Genomic DNA, 18,169 nt, shown 5'->3' on the forward strand with positions numbered 1-18,169 from the left:
ACGCCACCTCCCCTTTCAGGGGAGGAATTTCACCCCTCCATCCGCAACCGATACCCCACGCCCAGCTCGTTCGCGATGACGCTCCCCACCGGCTGCGGCGCCTCCAGCTTCTGGCGCAGGTTGCGCACGACGATGCGCAGATAATCGATGCGCGGGTCTTCATCCCCGCCCCAGGCGGCGTCGATGATCTTGTCATGCGTCACCACCCGGCCGGGATGCCGCGCCAGCATCGCCAGCACATCATATTCCTTGCGCGTCAGATGCTGCTCCTCGCCGCCGCGCGTCACCAGCCGGCGGTCGAGATTGATCGCCAGATCACCCGTCTTCACGATCCGCGGCGCAGCCTCCGCCGCCCGGGCATGGCGTAGCGCCACCCGCAGCCGGGCGAGCAATTCCTCGCTGTCGAACGGCTTGGTCACATAATCGTCGGCCCCCAGATCGAGGGCGGCCACCTTCTCCTCGGTCGCCTCGCGCGCCGAGACGACCAGCACCACCCGTTCCCCCTGCCCGCGCAACAACGGGATCAGGCTGAGCCCGTCGCGGTCGGGCAGGCCTAGGTCGAGCAGCACCGCATCGGGGTGATCGGCCGCCGCTCGCGCCAGTGCCTCGCGCCCGTCGCGCGCCTCGACCACCTGATGCCCCGCCTGCTCCAACGTGTTGCGCAACAGGCGACGGATCGCGACTTCGTCGTCCACCACCAATATCGTCGCGGGCATCAGGCCATTCCCTCCGGCGCGCCGTCGCGCATGATGAGTTCGCGCGGAAAGCAGAGCGCGAACGCTGCGCCCGCGCCATCCTCGCGATTGCCCGCCTCTACGGTCAAACCCATCGCCTCGGCAAAGGCCTTGACGATGGCGAGGCCTAAGCCCGTTCCCCCGGCCACCCGGTCCGAGCCCTCCAGCCGCCGGAACGTTTCGAACACCTCGGCCTCGCGCCCCGGCGGCAGGCCGGGGCCATGGTCGAGCACCGACAGCCGCAGCGAACCGTGGCGATGCCGCCCCTCGATCACGATCTCGGTCCCCGGATCGCCGTAGCGTCCGGCATTGTCGAGCAGATTGAGCAGACAATGATGGAGCAATTGCGGATCGGCACGCACCAGAGGCAGATCGGGCGGCACGTCGAGCCGCACCGCATGGCCCTCCAGCGCGCGGCGGGCGTCATGCGCCGCGCCCGTCACCGCGTCGCTCAAGTCGATCGCCTCAATCTTCAGCTTCAGCGCCCCCGCCTCGACCCGCGCCATGTCGAGCAGATTGGCGACGAAACGGTTGAGCCGCGCCGCCTCCCCCTCGATCGTCGAAACGAGTTCAGGCGTTGCACCTTGCCGCAACTGCGCGGCGGCAGCCATCACGGCGGTCAGCGGCGTGCGCAGATCATGGCTGACCGACGATAGCAGCGCCGCCCGCAGCCGGTCGCGGGTACGCACCGCATCGACGTCGCGCACCTCCGACTCCAGCCGCAAACGTTCGAGGATCAGCGCCGCCTGATCGATCAGCCCGGTCAGCAACGGCAGGCGGTCGGCGCGCACCGGCTCGCCCCCCGCTTCGCGCGCCAGACCGAGGACGGCGAGCGTCCGGTTGCCCGCCTTCAGCGGTTGGAACAGCCATTCCGAGGCCGCCAGCGTCGCCGATCCCTTGCCCGCCGGCGTGCCGGTGTCGAAGGCCCAGTGGGCGGCGGCCATCTCCATCGTCTCCAGCCGATAATCGGGCTTGGTCGCCGCCTGTACCGCCAGCCCGGCGGGCGACGGGGTGAGCAGGACCGCCTGCACCTCGAACAGCAGGGCGATGTCCTCGCAGATCACCCGTGCCGCCTCGGCCGGGTCGGCAAGGCCGCTCAGGCGGTGGAGGAAGCCCGCAAGGGTCGCATTGTCCCGCGCACTTGCCGCCGCCAGATCGGCTTGGGCACGGACTCGCGAGGTCAACTGACTGGTGGCGACGGCGACCCCCAGCAGGACGAAGATCGAGATAACATTCTCAGGGTTGCTTACGCTCAGCGTGCCGACCGGCGGCAGGAAGAAGAAGTTGTACGCCAGGCTCGATGCGATCCCGGCAAACAGGCCGGTGCGCAGGCCATAAAGGCTCGCCGCCGCCATGACCGGCAGCAGATAGAGCAGCGCGACATTGCCGAGGTTCAGGATATGGAACAGCGCACTCGCCAGCGCCGTGACGGCGGCCACGCCGAGCAGCGTCAGGCCATAGCCGATGGGCGAGCCCCATTGTCCGCGCCGCTTGGTGCGCTCCCGCTCGACTGGCGCCTCGCCGACCGGCAGGACATGGACGGTCACGCCCGGCGTCTCGCGCACCAGCCGGTCGACCACCGAGCCGTGACGCAACTCGAACCAGCGCGACCGTTTGGCCTTGCCGACGACCAATTGCGTGGCGCGCGCGTCGGTCAGGAAGGCGCGGATACCCTCGACCACGCTGGGCGCGGGGACCGTCGCCACCGCCGCGCCCAATTGCGTCGCCAGCGTCATGGTCGCCGCCAATCGCCGATGCTGCGCCTCACCCAGCGTCGCCGTGCGCGGCGTATCGATGAACAACGCGGTCCAGGGGGCGCGCAAGGCATCGGCCGTGCGCTTGGCGGCGCGGACCAGTTCGTCGGCGCCGGGCAATTCGCTGACCGCGACGACCAGCCGCTCGCCCGCCGCCCATTGCCCGCCGACGCCCAGCGACCGGACATGGTCGAGCATCTGCGCATCGACCGCCTGGGCCGCTCGCCGCAGCGCCAGTTCGCGCAGCGCCGACAGGTTGGACTTGGAGAAGAAATGCGACAGCGCCCGCGTCGCTTCCTGCGGCAGATAGACCTTGCCCGCCTTCAACCGCTCGATCAGTTCGTCCGGAGGAATATCGACCACCTCGATCTCGGCGGCCTCCAGGATACGATCGGGCACCGTCTCGCGCACGCGGACGCGAGTGAAACTGGCGACAACGTCGTTCAGGCTCTCGATATGCTGGATATTGACCGTCGTGTAGACGTCGATCCCGGCATCGAGCAGCTCTTCCACATCCTGATAGCGTTTGGGATGGCGGCTGCCCGGCGCATTGGTGTGGGCCAGTTCATCGACCAAAGCGAGGCGGGGCGCGCGGGCGAGGACCGCATCCAAGTCCATCTCGTGCAGCGTCCGCCCCTCATAGGGGACGGCGCGGCGGGGCATGACCTCCTGGCCGCGTACCAGCGCCTCGGTCTCGACCCGGCCGTGCGTTTCCACGACCGCGACGACGACATCGACGCCGTCGCGGCGCCGCGCGGCCCCTTCGGACAGCATCTCGAACGTCTTGCCGACGCCGGGGGCTGCCCCGAGAAAGATTTTCAGGCGGCCGCGCCCTTCGCGCTCGGCGGCGCGTAACAGGGCATCGGGGTCAGGGCGCGGCTCGCCTGCCGTCATCACTTGGTCAAAGCGTCCAGTGCGCGGTTGAGGGCGAGGACGTTGATGTGTGGGTCACCCAGCACCGAGTCCTGGGTATGCGCGACGACCAGCGCGCGAACCTGCTCGACGTCCAGCCCCCGAACGCGCGCGACACGCGCAACTTGCGCCAGTGCGGCTTCGGGCGACAGGTCGGGGTCGAGGCCCGATCCGCTGGCGGTGACGAGATCGGCGGGCATCGCGCCCATCACCCCCTCGGCGCGACGCTTGGCAACGTCCACCTTCACCCGGTCGGCCAGCGCCTGCGACGTCGGCCCCAGATTCGAGCCCGACGAGGCGAGCCCGTCATAGCCCTTGCCCGCCGCCGAGGGGCGCGTCTGGAAGTAGCGGTCGCTGACGAACGCCTGGCCCACGACCTCGGAGCCGATCACCCGGCCATTCGCCTCGACCAGGCTGCCATTGGCCTGATGCGGGAAGATCGCCTGGCCGATCCCGGTCATCGCCAGCGGATAGGCAATGCCGAGCAGGGCTGCGAACAGGATCGTCATCACGATCGCGGGCCGCAAGGCGGAAGTGAAATCCTTACCCATGACAATGTGTCCTTATGCGAGGCCGAAGCCACCGACGACAAGGTCGATGATCTTGATGCCGACGAACGGCGCGATCAGGCCGCCCAGACCATAGATGGCGAGGTTGCGGGCGAGCAGCGGCCCCGCCCCCATCGGCTTGTAGGCGACGCCCTTCAGCGCCAGCGGCACGAGCAGCGGAATGATGAGCGCATTGAAGATGATCGCCGACAGGATCGCCGACTGCGGCGTCGCCAGACCCATGACGTTGAGGACGCCGAGGCCCGGATAGAGCGCCACGAACATCGCCGGGATGATCGCGAAATATTTCGCCACGTCATTGGCGACCGAGAAGGTCGTCAGCGCGCCGCGCGTCATCAGCAACTGCTTGCCGAGGCCGACGACCTCGATCAGCTTGGTCGGATCGCTGTCGAGGTCGACCATATTCCCCGCCTCACGCGCGGCCTGGGTGCCGGTGTTCATCGCGACGCCGACATCCGCCTGCGCCAGCGCTGGCGCATCGTTGGTGCCGTCGCCGCACATCGCAACCAGCTTGCCGCCCTGCTGTTCCTGGCGGATCAGCGCCAGCTTGTCCTCCGGCGTCGCCTGGGCGAGGAAGTCGTCCACGCCCGCCTCGGCGGCGATCGCGGCGGCGGTCAGCGGGTTGTCGCCCGTGATCATCACCGTACGGATGCCCATGCGGCGCAGTTCGCCGAAGCGTTCGCGGATGCCCGCCTTGACCACGTCCTTCAGGAAGATCGCGCCCAGCAACCGACCATTTTCCGCCACTGCCAGCGGGGTCCCCCCCGCCCGCGCGATCTCGTCGGTGATGCGACGCAGTTGGGTCGCCGCCGCCGTTTCGCCCACACCCGGATGGGCGCGCAGGATCGAGTCGACCGCGCCCTTCTGGATCAGCCGGTCGCCGATCTTCACGCCCGAGATGCGGGTCTGCGCGGTGAAGGGGATGATCTCCGCATCGGCGGGCAGGCTGGCGATCGACACCTTGAACTGCTCGCGCGCCAGGACGACGATCGAACGACCTTCGGGCGTCTCATCCGCCAGGCTGGCCATAAGCGCAGCCTCGGCCAGCGCGTCCACGCCCGAGCTGCCGACGGCGCGGAACTCGCTCGCCTGACGGTCGCCGATGGTGATGGTGCCCGTCTTGTCGAGCAGCAGCACGTCGACGTCACCCGCCGCCTCGACCGCACGGCCCGACTTGGCGAGCACGTTGAAGCGGACCAGCCGGTCCATGCCCGCGATACCGATCGCCGACAGCAAGGCCGCGATGGTCGTCGGGATCAGGGTGATGAGCAACGCCGCCAGGATCGCCACCGGAATGCTGCCGCCCGCGAAAGACGCAAAGCCCGGAATGGTGCCGACCGCGATCAGGAAGATGATGGTCAGGCCGACGAGCAATATGGTCAGCGCGACCTCGTTCGGGGTCTTCTGCCGCTCGGCACCCTCGACCAGCGCGATCATGCGGTCGAGGAAACCCTGTCCCGGATTGACGGTGACGCGCACCCGGATCTCGTCCGAGATGACGCGCGTGCCTGCCGTCACCGCCGAACGATCGCCGCCTGCCTCGCGGATGACGGGCGCGCTCTCGCCGGTGATCGCGGCTTCGTTGACCGAGGCCACACCGGCGACGACTTCGCCGTCCGAGGGGATCAGGTCGCCGGTCTCGACCAGCACGACGTCGCCGATCTTCAGCGCGCTGGCGGGGACATTCTCCCACTCATGGCCCGCGCCCTTCAGCCGCTTGGCGGTCAGTTCGGCCTTGGCGGCGCGCAGGGACGCCGCCTGCGCCTTTCCGCACCCTTCGGCCAGCGCCTCGGCAAAGGTGCCGAACAGCACGGTCAGCCACAGCCAGACGACCAGTTGCAGCTTGAAGCCGGTGGTCAGCCCGTCATGCCCGACGACGAGCAGGACGGTCAGAAGTGCCGCGACCACGGCGGTCACGAACATCACCGGGTTGCGGATCAGCTCGCGCGGATTGAGTTTGACGAACGAGGCCTTGATCGCCGGGAGCACCAGCTCGGCGGTGAACAGGCTCTTGGTTTGGGAATGGGCCATGATGGGCGCTCCCGATCAGAAGAGTTGACCGCGGATCATCGCGAGATGATCGGCGATGGGACCAAGGGCGAGGCTCGGCAGGAAGGTCAGGCCGCCCAGCACCAGCACGATGCCGACGAGCAGACCGACCCACAGCACACCCGTGGTCGGGAAGGACCCGGCGGAGGCGGGGACATGCTTCTTCGCGGCGAGGCTTCCGGCAATGGCGAGCATCGGCACGATGATGAAGAAGCGGCCCACCCACATGGCGACGCCCAGCAGACCGTCATACCAGGGGGTCGACGCGGTCAGGCCCGCAAAGGCCGAGCCGTTGTTCGCCACCGCGCTGGTGAAGGCATAGAGGATTTCACTGAACCCGTGCGGCCCCTTGTTGAGCGGCCCCGCCAAGCCTTGCTGCGTCACGCAGGACAGCGCGGTCAGTCCCAGGATGAACAGCGGTAGGACGGCGATGGCGAGGACGGCAAGTTTGACTTCGCGGGCTTCGATCTTCTTGCCGACATATTCGGGCGTGCGACCGACCATCAGGCCAGCGACGAACACCGCTAGGATGGCGAACAGCAGGAAGCCATAGATGCCCGCACCGACGCCGCCGATCACGACCTCGCCCAGCTGCATGTTGAACAGCGGGATCAGGCCGCCGAGCGCGGTGAAGCTGTCATGCATCGCGTTGACCGCGCCGCACGATGCCGCCGTGGTGACGGCCGCGAACAGGGCCGAGGCGGCGACGCCGAAGCGGACCTCCTTGCCCTCCATATTGCCGCCCGCGACGCCCAGCTGGTGCAGCACGGGGTTACCCGCCGCTTCCGCCCAGTAACAGACCGCCGCGCCGCCCAGGAACAGCAGGATCATGGCCGACAGGATCGCCCAACCCTGCCGCGTGTTGCCGACCGCCTTGCCGAAGCACCAGGTCAGGCCGAAGCCGATCACGAAGATCGACAGCATCTGGACGAAATTGGTGAGCGCGGTCGGGTTCTCGAAGGGATGCGCGCTGTTGGCGTTGAAAAAGCCGCCACCATTGGTGCCGAGCATCTTGATCGCTTCCTGGCTCGCCACGGGGCCCAGCAGGATCGACTGGCGCACGCCCTCCAACGTGTCGATATTGACGACGCCCGCCATGGTCTGCGGCACGCCGCTGGCGATCAGGAAGATGGTGTAGACGATGCAGAGCGGCAGCAGCAGATACAGGGTGATACGCGTCACATCGGCCCAGAAATTGCCGAGATTCTTGGTCTCACGCCCCGCAACACCTCGGAACAGCGCAAAGGCCAGCGCGATGCCGGTCGCCGCCGACAGGAAATTGTGGATGGTCAGGCCTAGCATTTGGCTAAGGTTCGACATGGTCGACTCGCCGCCATAGCTCTGCCAGTTGGTGTTGGTGGTGAAGCTGATCGCGGTATTGAACGCCAGATGCGGCGTCAGCCCGGCCAGCCCCTGCGGATTGCCCGGCAGGTAGAATTGCAGGCGCAGCACCGCATAGGTGAAGACCATCAACGCGACGTTGAAGATCAGCATGTGCAGCGCATAACGCCGCCAGCCCTGCTGCACTTCGGGATATATGCCCGACAATTTGTAAAAGCCGCGCTCGACGGGGCCGAGAACGACGTGGAGGGGCGTGCGTCGCCCCTCATAGAGCGCGAACAGCCACGCGCCGACCGGCTTGGTCAGCGCGAGCAGGATCGCGACGAAGCCCAGAATCAGGGCCCATCCTTGAAGCGTCATGATGCCGCCTCCTTCAGAAGCGTTCGGGGCGGATCAGCACCGCCACCAGATAGACGAGCAGGCCGATGGCGGTCAGCGCCGCCAGCCAGAGGTCGAGGGTCATGGCTCAGCCCTCCTCACGCGTGGTCGCACAGGCGGGCATAGGCGAGCGTCGCCGCCACCAGCCCGGCCATGACCAGAAGCCAGATCAGATCGTCCATGTCGAAACCCCTCAGAAACCAGCGGTGAGCGAGACGAGGAAGGTGCTGCCCGCGATATTGCCGGTGCCGTCCTGCCCCTTGCTGAAGCTCGGGCGCAGATAGGCGGCGTCTTGGGTAGAAATGCTGGTGTCGACCCAGGCGAGGCCCAGCGTCAGATTGCGCCAGCTCGTATCCGCGCCCAGCGACCAGTCCCAGTAATCGCCGGTCGGCGTCGGCGCGGTGGCGTTGGGACCCAGGCCGTCCATGCCCCAACTATGGCCGATATGCGCCTTGGCGGTGATCGGCGTGCCGTGGATCGCCGCCGCACCGTCACCCCAGAGGTAGAGATTGTCGCTCTTGGCGCCAGGATGGTCGTAGACGCCGGTCGCGGCGCTGGCGCCGTTGTTGTACCATTTGCCGATCGCCTGCTGCTTGGGCGCATAGGCCGCACCGGCAGTCAGCGAGACCGGGCCGGTCGTGCCCGACAGCTTCACATAGGGTTCGGCATAGTCGGTCTTGGCCGCGCCGCCCGGATACATGTACCAGGTCAGGCCGACATCGAGCGTGCCGCCCTCCGTGATCTTGGTCTTGTATCCGCCGATCAGGTCGAGCTCCATGTTCGCGCCGCCGAACGTGCCCCATCCCGCCAGGTTCGACGCCCAGGTGCCGACATACAGGCCGCTCTCATGCGAGACGGTGATGCCGCCCTGCACCGCCATATGCTCGTCCGACTGCGAGATGCCGCGCAGACGATAGTCGGAAGCGATCGCGACCGATCCGCTGACGGTCACGGGCGGCGGCGCGGTTTCGGTCGCGCTCTGGGCCTGTACGGCGGCGGGAAACACGAACAGCGCCGTGGCGGCGCTCAACATCATGGTCTTCATATCTGCCCCTATGGACAGGCCGCCACGATGGAATGGGCGACCTCCAGGGCCGAGCAATTAGGCCCCCGCGCCGTAGCAATTCGAGAGCGATTGCCCGGTTTCGCATATAGACGGCGTATAGCGCGCCCATATTCCTCCCCTGCAAGGGGAGGGGGACCAGCAAAGCTGGTGGAGGGGTGTCCCGGGCGGCGAGAGCGGTCGAACCTCGCAAAGCGGGACACCCCTCCGTCAGGGCCTCGCCCTGCCACCTCCCCTTCCAGGGGAGGAAGGGGCCGTCACCAAAACGTCAACGATCTCCGCCATGGCAGGACGATGGTCACATTCTCCCGCCGCTCCCTTCTCTCCGCCGGGGCTGCATTGGCCGGTTCCGCCGCTCTGCCCCCCGCCATCGCCCGCGCCGCCGCGATCGCACCCGACCGGCGGACCGGGACCATCCGCGATGTCGAGCATATCGTCATCCTGATGCAGGAAAATCGCGGCTTCGATCATTATTTCGGCACGATGCGCGGTGTTCGCGGTTTCGGCGACCGCCTGCCCATCCCGCTCGCGCCGCTGCGGGCCGGCGAGGCGCCGCGCCAGGTCTGGCAGCAATATGACCGTACCGCGCCGGATGGGCCGCGCCTCCTCGCCCCCTTCCATCTCGATACGCAGAAGCAGTTCGCGCTGATGCGCATGGAAGGCACGCCGCACACCTGGCCCGACGCCCAGGCCGCCTGGGACGAAGGCCGCATGTCACACTGGCCCGAGGCCAAGAAGCAACGCGCCATGGGCCATTATGCCCGCGCCGACCTGCCCTTCCAGTTCGCCCTGGCGGAGGCGTTCACGATTTGCGACGCCTATCACTGCGCAATCCAGACGGGGACTAACACCAACCGTCTGTTCCTGTGGACAGGTACCAACGACCCCTTAGGGAAGGCGGGGGGCCCGGCGATCAGCAATTCGCACGACAATTTCGCGGAAGCCGGCGGCGCTGCCGATTCCTATCGCTGGACGACGGTGGTCGAGCGGATGCAGGCGGCCGGGATCGACTGGCGCCTCTATCAGGACATGGCGGACAATTTCACCGACAACCCCCTGGTCGGTTTCGCCGCCTTTCGCGACGCCTATCACGGAAAGGGCGACCCGGCGCTGAAAGACCGGGCGCTGACCACGCGCGGACTGGACGTGCTGAAGGCCGATGTGCTGGCCGGGCGATTGCCGCAGGTCTCCTATATCATCGCGACGGCGGCGGGGTCGGAGCATCCCAACCCCTCCAGCCCGGCGCAGGGCGCGGCCTATACCGCCGAACTGCTCGACGCGCTGACCGCCGATCCCAAGGTCTGGGCGCGCACCGCCCTGTTCGTGATGTTCGACGAGAATGACGGCTTTTTCGACCATATCCCCCCGCCCGCCCCGCCGTCACGGGGCAAGGGCGGCAGGCCGCTGGGCGGCTCGACCGTCGATCTGACCGGGGAATATCATGACCTCCCCTCGACCGGCGACGACGATGTCGACAAGCCCGCCTATCGCGGCCGGCCCTATGGTCTGGGTCCGCGCGTGCCGATGTATGTCGTATCACCCTGGAGCCGGGGCGGTTGGGTCAACTCCCAGGTCTTCGACCACAGCTCGGTCATCCGCTTTCTGGAGACCCGGTTCGGCTTTCACGAGCCCAATATCTCCCCCTGGCGACGCGCAGTGTGCGGCGACCTGACCAGCGCGTTCGACTTTGCCGGGAGCGAGCCCACACCCGCTACGCTGCCCGATCCGCGCGGCCAGGCGATCCGTGCCGCCGCGATCAAGGGACAGGTCAGTCCGCAGGCGCCGTCCGCGACCGATAGGCCGTGGCAGGAACCGGGCATCCGCCGCTCCCGTCCCCTGCCCTATCGGCTGGAGGTCAAGGAACGCCCCGACGCGCAGGGCCCCCGCCTGTCCTTCCATTCAGACGGGGCGAGCGCAGTTTTCCATGTTTATGACCGCACCGCTCTCGACCAGCCGCCACGGCGCTATACGCTGGCGGCGGGGACGGAAATGGAAGACGTGTGGCCGCTGGATCAGGCGGGCCGTTATGACCTTTGGGTCCTGGGTCCCGGCGGGTTCCACCGGCATCTGGTAGGCAAAGGCATGGCTAAGACGGCCCTCTCTTGGTCGGTCGGCGATGACGGCCTGACGCTCGCCATCCCGAAGGCGTGGGACGATGTACGGGTCGTTCGCCAGCGTCCGGGCGCGAAGCCGGGTCCGGCCGAACCGCTACACCCCGGCCAGCACCGCTGGGCGCTGAACGACAGCCTCGGCTGGTATGACGTGACGCTGACCCGTGCGACCGATCCCGACTATCGCCGTCGCCTGACCGGACGCCATGACCGCCCCGGCCGGGCCACGGTCAGCGATCCGTTCATCGCCTGACGTGGCCGCCCCGATAGCCTCTTTCGCGTCCCGCCCCCCGGCGATAGGGTAGCGGTCACAAGCGAGAGGTTTCGAGGGGGGATGGACGTGATACGGCAGGATGCGCGCGCCGTGGCGCCGGGCAATCGTCATGGGCAAAGGGCAAAGCGTTGGGCGATGGTCGCCGCACTGCTGCTGGGGAGCGCGCCGCTGGCCCTGTCGGCCGATCCGCTGGCGATCGTCGAGCGCAACGGCGCGCAAGTCTCGGTCGAGCCTTATGGCCACGGCATCGTTCGCGTCACCATCGCCACCGACCGGGCCGAAGCGGCGGGCAAGCCCGGCTATGGCATTACCGGCACCACCGATGCACGCGGCTGGACCCATCGCGCCGACAGTGGCGGCGATGTCTTCGCCTCGCCCGGCATGACCGTGACCGTCGCCGCGCAACCCTGGCCCAAGCCGCCCAGCCAGATGGAGCGCTACTTCGCCCCCTCGCTCCCGCCTGTTTCGATCAGCTTTGCGGGTGCGGACGGCAAGCCGCTGACCCGGATGAACGGGTGGGAGATGGCGCCGCATACCGTCTCGGGCGAGAAGACGTTCCGTGTCGGGGCCAGTTTCGCCGATACGCCCGACACCCATTATTACGGCCTGGGCCAGTATCAGGACGGCGTGCTCGACCTGCGCGGGCGGACCATCGACTGCCGCCACGATTATGACCGACCCAGCGGCGAGTCTGTCTGTGTGCCGTTCATGGTCACCGACAAGGGCTATGCGATCCTATGGGACAATCCGTCGGCGACGACCGTCTCGCCCGGCCTGCTGAACGCCACCAAATTCGCCTCGAATGTCGGCGAGCGGGTGTCCTTCTTCGTCATCGCGGGCAAGACGGCGGATGATCTTTACGCCGGTTACGCCCGCCTGACCGGCGCGACGCCGCTGCCGCCCAAGGCCGCCTTCGGCCTCATCCAGAGCAAGGCGCGCTACGAGACGCAGAAGGAACTGACCGAGATCGCCGATGGCTATCGCAGCCGTGGCCTGCCGCTCGATATCATGGTGCTCGACTGGTTCTACTGGACGCGGATGGGGCAGCTCGACATCGACCGTAATGCTTTTCCCGATCCGGCGGGGATGAACGCGCACCTCAAGTCCATGGGGATGCAGAGCATCATCAGCATCTGGCCGCGTTTCGAGCGGGAGAGCCGCTGGTTCGATACGCTCGCCGCCAAGGGCTGGCTGATGAAGGACAAGGACGGCAACCCAGTCGATGGCCTGCCGATCCGATCGGACCGTGCGGGCGCGCTGATCGACAGCACCAATCCGCCGGCTCGCGAATGGTTCTGGGACAAGATCCGCGACAATATCTTCTCGAACGGCTTCGACTATGCCTGGCTCGACGAGACCGAGCCCGATCTCGTGCCAGAGGGGCATTTCTATGCCATCGGGTCGGGTGATCGTTATCGCAACGTCTATCCGCTGCTCCATACCGCCAGCGTCGCGGACGGGTCGGCGCGCGACCGGCCGGACATGCGCAACGTCATTCTGTGCCGCGCCGCCTATCTGGGCACGCAGGCCAATGGCTGCCTGTTCTGGTCGTCGGACGTGCAGTCCAACTGGGAAGCGCTGCGGCGCCAGGTGCCCGCCGGGCTCGGCATGACGGCCAGCGGCATCGCCTATTGGTCGAGTGATACGGGCGGCTGGCAATGGCCCAATGGTCCGGAGGCGCAAGCCCCGGTGCTGGTCGATCCGACGGGTGCGACCGCGATGGCGCCGTCCTATCGCGATTACCCGGAGCTCTTCGTCCGCTGGTTCCAGTATAACGCCTTCACACCGACGCTGCGCATCCATGGCCAGCGACCGGGGACTGCTTTGTGGGACTATGGCAAGGCGGCCGAGCCGATTTTGGCGAGCACGCTTCGGCTCCGCTACGCGCTGATGCCCTATCTCTATGCGCTGGGGCGGCAGACGAACCAGAGTGGCGCGCCGTTCATGCGCGCGCTGTTCATGGACTTTCCCAACGACCCCGTCGTGAAGACGCTGGGCGACGAATATATGTTCGGCCCCGCTTTCCTGGTCGCACCCGTGACCGAACAGGGGCAGACCGCCCGCCGCGTCTATCTACCCGCCGGCACCGACTGGTATGATTGGTGGACTGACAAGCGCTATACGGGAGGCCAGTGGATCGAGGCGGCGGCGCCCATCGACCATATTCCGCTGTTCGTGCGTGCCGGGTCGATCGTACCGATGGGCGTGCAGGTGCCGAGCACCGCGACCGCGCAAAGCCTGGAGAGCATTCGCGTCTATCCGGGCCGTGACGCAGACTTCACCCTCTATGACGATGACGGCACCACCAATGCCTATCGCAAGGCCGGCGGCCGCAGCGCGGCTTTGCACTGGAACGACGCCACCCGTCAGTTGACCGCCGCCGGTCGCCTGCCGACCGGCCAGACACTCGCCCCGCTCGTCCGGATCATCGGCCCGTAACGGGACCGCGCCTGGGGCCGCGACTTGGGAAGGCCGCGCTCAACGCCGCCGCCCAGCCCAGCATCTTCGACAAGGCGATGAACGACCCCGGCACCGGCTGAAAACTCTACGGTCCCGACCAGACAGGCACGCAGGTGCCCGCCGCCGAGGTGCCTGTCGGCCATGCCGTGCAGGTGAAGGTGATCAGAGCCGATCCCAATCCGGGGACAGCCGCGCCAGCTATCCCAAGATCAAGCCGATTGTGGCCGGCGATACGATGCTGGTCATGGTCTATCTGCGAGTGCCGAACGCGACCGACGCCGCGCCCGTCATTATCCCGATCGGCGCCGGCGGGTCGCAGCCGCCCTATGCGGCGGGCAATACCAATATCTCGGTCCAGTTGGCCGGCGCGAAACAGGTGATCGAGGTGAGACCGGCCTTCCCGCTCGACCTGGGGGCCGGGGTTCGACCGGTCGATACTACCACGCCATTGATGGCCATATCGAGGCGGCGTTCCGTCATCACCCCGGCCTCTCTTGCGGCGTTCCAAACATCCTCCCCTGCAAGAGAGGTGGCAGGCCGAGGGCCTGACGGAGGGATGTCCCCCCTCGCAAGCGGAGCCCTTCGGAACCCTTGCCAACGGCGCAGCGTGGCCTTCGACTTCGCTCAGGCTGAACGGAGGTTGGACGCACCCCCGTAAAGAAAAGGCCGCCCGCCCCTTTCGGAACGAACGGCCTTGAGGTTGCATCCGGCCGATCCCGATGGGGACCAGCCGAACACCCGGATCAGAAAGTACCGCGCAGCGCGAACGAAAAGCGGCGGTCGTTGACGATGTACGAACGCGGCGCGGTCTCGGTCGAACCGCTGATATAGGCTTGCTGCGTACGGACGACCTGATTGGCCAGGTTCACGCCCTGCACGCCAATCTTCAGATATTTGTTCAGGTTGATGAACGCAGACGCGTCCAGCTGCCCGCCCGCATCCTGATAGATGGAGGTGTAGGGGAAGATCACGTCCGCCGGCGTCAGCAGATACTTCGAGCGCCAGTTATACGCCGCTCGCAGCGAAACCGGGCCCTTTTCGTAGAAGAGCGCCGCGTTCACCGTATGCCGCGACAGCCCCTCGAGCGGGATGTTGCCCGGCTTGATGTTCGAGGTGTTGGCCGGCGCGCCCCCGTTCAGGAACGAGTTGGGCAGACCCGAGCTGTCGATATAGGTGTAGCTGCCGCTGGCACCGAAGCCGTTGAGGAAGCCCGGCAGGAAGTCGAAGGTCTGCTGATACGCCGCCTCGAAGCCCTTGATCTTGCCGGTGCCCTCATAGTTGGCCGGGCCACGGACCAGCACCGACTGGGTGATACCGTTGCTGGTGATCGTGCGGTTGGTCAGCGATTGATAGAAGAAGTCCTTCACCGACTTGTAGAAGACGTCGAACGACAGCTGACCGACGCGGGCGAAATACCATTCGACGGTGGCGTCGAACTGCCATGCGGTCGCGGGCTTCAGATAGGGATTGCCCGCCGTCGCCGTGATCTGGCCGCTATTGGCGTCAAAGCCGAGCTGCAGGAAGTTGCGGATGTTCGCAAAGTCCGGACGCGTCATCACCTTCGACGCCGCCAGGCGCAGCACCACGTCACGACCCAGACCGAACTTCAGGTTCATGCTGGGCAACCAGTAGTGATACTGGTTGCGCGCCGTGTCGGGCGAGGTGGCTCCGGTCGAGAATTGCTGGACCGCATTGTAGCCGGCCTGGCCGAGCTGGCAGATGCCCTGCGGCACGGCGAACAGCGGCTGACCATTTTGCAGGACCGGTTGGCCATTCTGGGTCACAGGCTGCGGGGCGCAGCGCGATGCGAACGGATCGCGCGTACCCGTCTGGTCGGTGGTCGGCGCACCGATCTCGCCGGCCGACGACAGGTCGGTCAGGACATAGCGGACGCCGATATTGCCGCTCATGCGGACGCCCGGGAACAGATCGCCCGGCGTGGCGAAATTCACCTGCGCGTACAGGTTCTTGTCCTGCTGCGTCACGTTCTGAATTTCGGACGGCAGATACGGGGTTCCGGCCACGACGCCGGCCCGCTGCCCGGCCGGCGTGAAGACGGTCGGCGGGCTGGCATTGGTGAACGCCAGATCGCCGGCGGCGTTCGCCTGCGCCTGGGTCTGGCCCGCGTTCAGCGCGGCGGTGATCGCGCTGGTGCGTGCCGCTTCGCGCACGCGCTGCTGCCAGACCTTGCCGATCGAATTGAAGAATGCGGTCGATTCCGCATACTGACCGGTCAGGTTGCCGTCATAATAATAGGCACCCGACGGGCCGTTAGTGGCACCGCGGAAGAAGTTCGGGAACGAATAGAAGCTGGTGTTCGCCGGCTGGTCGGCGAAGGACACCGGGTTGGAGCCGCCGCCCCACACTTCGCTGAGCGCACCCCAATTATACGTGCTGTAGCGCACCTGCGACGAACGATCGGCATAACGCGCGCCGAACTTGGCATGGGTGAAGAAGCTGCCATCGTCGAATTTGTAATCGACATCGGCCTTGAACGCATATTCGCGGCCCACGCTCTCTTCGAGATGGTCCATCGCCGCGCGCCAGAACTGGACGTTGCGATTGGCGAAATACTGCGCGTCGGTCTGTTGGTTCAGGGTCGGGTTGGGCGTGGCCCAGCTCGCCTGCAGCGTCGACGGCTTGTGCGGGGTCACGACCGGCAGACTGCCCGACAGGTCGAGTTCGGAGTCGGCGAAGGTCGAGCCGAACACGCGCAGATCGGTGCTGGTCTTCTTGGCGCGGGTATAGTCGCCGTCCAGGTTGACCGACCAATGGTCGTCCAGCTGCGTCTTCAGGTTCAAGCCGAAGTCAGTAACGGTGTTCTCGTCGCGCGTCATGCCGCGCGCCAGCGACTGCTGCGTGCCGCCGGTGGGAACCCAGCAGGTCGCCTGGCCGCTGCAGGCCGAGCGATAGCCGTTGCCGGGCGCGGTGATGTAGCCCGACTGGAACAGCCCGTTCGCGTCATAGACGTAGTTCTTGGTCGTGCCGGTGGGGCACTGGGCGATCGTCGAGTTGTTCGGACCGGCATTGTTCTGAACGCAACCAACCGGATAGGTGTTGTATTCCGACAAATCCGGCGCGGTTTCGAAAGTGCGCTCCGACGTGTTGTTGACCGTGTGCGTGCGCAGGAACTGCGCGGTCAGCAGGGTCCGCTCGTCATTGCTCTGCCACTGGCCCGCCAGCGCGACGCCGTCACGCTTGCGATCGAACTCCTGGGTGGCGAACTGGCCGCCGATCGGCGCGTAACGCAGCGAGGCGGGATCGAGGAAGCCGTCCGCGCCATTCGTGCCGGCCGCACCGCAGGCGAAACCGGTCGAACCGCCGACCGGCAGCGTCGTCTGGTCGGCCGTGCCGGGCAGCGGGTTGCGGCAATTCTGCGCGGTCGTCGAGTTCGCGGCCAGCGCCAGCGTGTTGTCGCGCGTCTGGATATTGGTGATGCGCACGCTGTCCGCGCGGCTGCGGACGCGCGAGTAGGACACGTTGCCGAGCAGGCCGAAGCGGCCGATGCCCGTGTCCCAGGTGTTGCTGAGCAGCAGCGAGCCGGTCGGCGACCACTTCTTCTTGAAGTCGCCATAATTGGCCTCGGCGGTGAAGCCGGCATGGAAGCCCTTGTTGTCGAAGGGCTTGCGGGTATTCAGGTTGACCGTACCCGCCAGGCCGCCCTCGATCAGTTCGGCGGTGGCGTTCTTGTACACCTCAACCGAGCCGAGCAGTTCGGCGGGCACGTCGGAGAAGTTGATCGCCTGGCCGCCGATGCCGGCCGAGAAGGTGTCGCGGCCGTTGAATTCGGAGCGGACGAAGGTCAGGCCGCGCACCGCGACGCCCGAGCCTTCGACCGAGAAGTGGTCGGGGTCGTTGGCGGCGGCGAAGCGGCTGATCGACACGCCGGGGACGCGCTGAAGCGCTTCGGTGACCGAACGGTCGGGCAGCGCGCCGATGTCGCTGGCGGTGATCGCGTCGACGACGGTGTCGGAATTGCGCTTGATCGACTGGGCATTGGCCAGGCTCTGGCGGATACCCGTGACGACGACCTCGTTCTCGGACGATTCGTCGCCCGCGGCCGGCTGGGCGCTGGCGGTCTGGACGCTGGCGCTGGTGCGCGGCGTGGCGGAGCCGGCGGTGCCCTGGCCCGCGACCGCACCGGTCGGCGACGTGGTGGACTGGCCCGATTCGGCTGTGCTCTGCGACGTTTCGGCTTGGGCGATTGCGGGCGTGCTCAGCGCCGCGATGCACAGCGCGCCGGCAGAGGCACTGAACATAAGCCGATGAAATCGATTGGCATTGCAAGTCGACGGCGCAACCGTGCGCATCATGGTCATCCCCCCCTTTGTCACGCGCCCCATTGGCGTCGCGAGAATGTAGGTCGTGATCACGGCGACCGCCGTGACCCTCATCCTCGTGATTGCGCTAACAGCAACATTTCGACAAGATACTTAACTTATAAATGTCCGATCCGGGACAAGGTGTAACATTCCTGCCACGCTGCCATGGCCGGCGGATTGCGGCATGGGATCGAACGCGGCA

At 66.8% G+C, this 18,169-nt stretch carries 10 protein-coding genes; 2 read left to right on the forward strand and 8 right to left on the reverse strand.

Annotation, left to right across the window (positions count from 1 at the left end; all coding sequences use genetic code 11):
* Positions 1 to 29: 29 nt before the first annotated feature.
* The 7 genes from SP6_RS11265 to SP6_RS11295 form a co-directional block, all read right to left on the reverse strand.
* A complete protein-coding gene (locus SP6_RS11265; RefSeq protein ID WP_007406768.1) occupies positions 30 to 716 on the reverse strand; it encodes a response regulator transcription factor in 687 nt (228 codons plus the stop codon).
* Positions 716 to 3,382: a DUF4118 domain-containing protein gene (locus tag SP6_RS11270; RefSeq protein WP_007406773.1), complete on the reverse strand. Its 2,667-nt coding sequence runs from the start codon at positions 3,380 to 3,382 to the stop codon at positions 716 to 718. Before SP6_RS11270 ends, SP6_RS11265 begins: the two co-directional genes overlap by 1 nt.
* Complete coding sequence (gene kdpC / locus SP6_RS11275; RefSeq protein ID WP_037569910.1) at positions 3,382 to 3,951, reverse strand: potassium-transporting ATPase subunit KdpC; 570 nt, start codon at positions 3,949 to 3,951, stop codon at positions 3,382 to 3,384. The genes SP6_RS11270 and kdpC overlap by 1 nt, the downstream gene beginning before the upstream one ends.
* A 12-nt stretch (positions 3,952 to 3,963) precedes the next feature.
* A complete protein-coding gene (kdpB, locus tag SP6_RS11280; RefSeq protein ID WP_042469062.1) occupies positions 3,964 to 6,000 on the reverse strand; it encodes a potassium-transporting ATPase subunit KdpB in 2,037 nt (678 codons plus the stop codon).
* Between the two features lie 15 nt (positions 6,001 to 6,015).
* Entirely contained in the window at positions 6,016 to 7,719 is a 1,704-nt protein-coding gene (kdpA, locus tag SP6_RS11285; RefSeq protein ID WP_007406771.1) for a potassium-transporting ATPase subunit KdpA, read from the reverse strand.
* A gap of 13 nt (positions 7,720 to 7,732) precedes the next feature.
* Complete coding sequence (gene kdpF, locus SP6_RS11290; protein ID WP_019517694.1) at positions 7,733 to 7,822, reverse strand: K(+)-transporting ATPase subunit F; 90 nt, start codon at positions 7,820 to 7,822, stop codon at positions 7,733 to 7,735.
* 108 nt (positions 7,823 to 7,930) lie between these two features.
* Positions 7,931 to 8,782 carry a TorF family putative porin gene (locus SP6_RS11295; protein ID WP_007406774.1) on the reverse strand — a complete coding sequence of 284 codons (852 nt, stop codon included), beginning with the start codon at positions 8,780 to 8,782 and terminating at the stop codon, positions 7,931 to 7,933.
* Between the two features lie 312 nt (positions 8,783 to 9,094).
* Between SP6_RS11295 and SP6_RS11300 the strand changes: the two genes are divergently transcribed.
* Together SP6_RS11300 and SP6_RS11305 are read left to right on the forward strand one after the other, a co-directional pair.
* The gene (locus tag SP6_RS11300; protein ID WP_007406762.1) at positions 9,095 to 11,164 is read left to right on the forward strand and encodes a phosphocholine-specific phospholipase C; all 2,070 of its coding nucleotides are present in this window, start codon (positions 9,095 to 9,097) and stop codon (positions 11,162 to 11,164) included.
* Positions 11,165 to 11,320: 156 nt separating this feature from the next.
* Positions 11,321 to 13,624: a glycoside hydrolase family 31 protein gene (locus tag SP6_RS11305; protein ID WP_037569918.1), complete on the forward strand. Its 2,304-nt coding sequence runs from the start codon at positions 11,321 to 11,323 to the stop codon at positions 13,622 to 13,624.
* Positions 13,625 to 14,388: 764 nt separating this feature from the next.
* On the opposite strand, the gene SP6_RS11315 is transcribed toward SP6_RS11305, so the two are convergent.
* Positions 14,389 to 17,904 (reverse strand): TonB-dependent receptor, encoded by a 3,516-nt coding sequence (locus SP6_RS11315; protein WP_007406767.1) that lies wholly within the window; start codon positions 17,902 to 17,904, stop codon positions 14,389 to 14,391.
* Between the last annotated feature and the right edge of the window lie 265 nt (positions 17,905 to 18,169).

It is taken from the genome of Sphingomonas paucimobilis NBRC 13935, assembly GCF_000739895.2.
GTDB classification, from domain to species: Bacteria; Pseudomonadota; Alphaproteobacteria; order Sphingomonadales; family Sphingomonadaceae; genus Sphingomonas; species Sphingomonas paucimobilis.